Source organism: Stenotrophomonas sp. 2YAF22 (assembly GCF_052114665.1).
Taxonomy (GTDB): Bacteria; Pseudomonadota; Gammaproteobacteria; order Xanthomonadales; family Xanthomonadaceae; genus Stenotrophomonas; species Stenotrophomonas indicatrix.
Window position 1 is genome coordinate 1 of sequence record NZ_JBFRFE010000744.1, and the last position, 1,847, is coordinate 1,847.

At 66.4% G+C, this 1,847-nt stretch carries 3 protein-coding genes; all 3 read left to right on the top strand.

Features of this window, described 5'->3' with window-relative positions:
• Positions 1-183: respiratory nitrate reductase subunit gamma (locus AB4Y84_RS20655; RefSeq protein ID WP_442250819.1), on the top strand; the 183-nt coding region annotated here is incomplete at its 5' end.
• A 3-nt stretch (positions 184-186) separates the two neighbouring features.
• On the top strand, positions 187-1,086 hold the full coding sequence (locus tag AB4Y84_RS20660) for a peptidylprolyl isomerase (RefSeq protein ID WP_442250820.1): 900 nt from the start codon (positions 187-189) through the stop codon (positions 1,084-1,086).
• Positions 1,087-1,110: 24 nt separating this feature from the next.
• The coding region (locus AB4Y84_RS20665) for an MFS transporter (RefSeq protein WP_442250821.1) at positions 1,111-1,847 on the top strand (737 nt) is incomplete at its 3' end.

Sequence of the window (1,847 nt, forward strand, 5' to 3'; positions counted from 1 at the left end):
GACTACATCGAGGGCGTCAGCTGGGTCTACAAGATGCATATCTTCCTGGGCCTGACCCTGTTCCTGATCGCGCCCTTCACCCGGCTGGTGCATGTGTGGAGCATTCCGGTCAGCTATCTGTGGCGGCCGTACCAGGTGGTGCGCCGTCGCCAGGCGGCGCTGCGCTACGGGCCGCGGGAGTAAGCCGTGGGCAACCTGCCGAAGTTCCTGCCGATCACCGTGATCGATTCCGCCCAGGCGGTTCCGGCCGAGGCCCACCAGCACCAGCATGACGGGGCAGGGGAGGGGCCGCGCTCGCTCGGGCAACCGGCACCGTGCCGGTTGTTCGTGGAGGACAYGGCGATAAGCGAGGCCGACATCGCCCGCGAGATGCAGCACCATCGGGCACTGCGCCCGGAACAGTCGCGTGCCGAGGCGGCGCGCGCACTGGTGGTGCGTGAACTGCTGCGGTTGGAAGCGCAGCGCCTGGGCCTGCTGGCGCCGGCAGGCGGCCGGGTCAGCGATGAGGAAGTGCTGATCCAGCAACTGCTGGAAGACGCGATCGAAGACCGCGTGCCGACCGACGAGGACTGCCAACGCTACTTCGAGCAGAACCCGGAGCGATTCCGCTCACCGGATCGGGTACGGCTGCGCCATATCCTGCTGGCCGCGCCGGCCGATGATGTGGCCGGGCGGCTGGCCGCACGCACCGAGGGCGAGCGTCTGGCCAATGAACTGAAAGCAGCGCCGCACCTGTTCGCCGACTTCGCCCTGCGCCATTCGCGCTGCCCGTCCAGCAGTGACGGCGGTGACTTGGGCTGGCTGCAGCGTGGGCAGACCACGCCGGAGTTCGATCGCCAGGTGTTCCGCCTGCGCGAGGGCCTGGCTGGCTTCCCGGTGGAATCACGCTGGGGCTACCACGTGGTCAGCATCGATGGGCGCGAGGAGGGGCAGCCGCTGCCGTTCGACGCAGTGCTGCCACAGATCCGGGACTACCTGGAGCTGCAGGTGCGCCAACGCGAGGTGCAGGCGTACCTGCTGGAGCTGCAGGAGCGCTACCCGGTGCGCGGACTGGACGAGATCGAAGCCGAAGCCGAGGTCGGCTGATCCACTCTTGAGGAAGGAGATTGCATGAACCAGGCCCTTGCCCCCGCCAGTGCCGGGCAGCAGCAGCGTGCGCTCTGGCTGAGCACATTCGCCTTCACCGTGTGCTTTGCGGTGTGGATGATCTTTTCCATCATCGGTATACAGATCAGCGAGCAGCTGGGATTGACCGACACCCAGTTCGGCCTGCTGATCGCCACCCCGGTGCTGACCGGCTCGGTCAGCCGCGTGTTCCTCGGCATATGGTCCGACCAGTTCGGCGGCCGCAAGGTGCTGGTGCTGGTGATGCTGTGCGGCGCAGTGGCTACCTGGATGCTGACCTATGCCCACACCTACCCCCAGTTCCTGTTCGCCGCGCTGTGCGTGGGTATTGCCGGTGGCAACTTTTCGGTGGGCGTGGCCTATGTGTCCAGGTTCTTCCCGGCCAGCAAGCAGGGCACCGCCCTGGGCATATTCGGCGCCGGCAACATCGGCTCGGCGGTGACCAAGCTGCTGGCGCCTTTGGTAATGGTGGCCGCGGGCTGGACCATGGTGGCCAAGGTCTGGGCGGTCGCGCTGGCGGTCACCGCCGTGCTGTTCTTCCTGTTCAGCAAGGAAGACCCGTCGCTGGAACAGCGCCGCCGTGACGGGGTGAAGCCGGTGCCGTTCTCCGAGCAGATGGCTCCGCTGAGGAACCTGCAGGTGTGGCGGTTCTCGTTGTACTACTTCTTTGTGTTTGGTGGTTTTGTGGCACTGGCGTTGTGGCTGCCGCATTACCTGGTGGG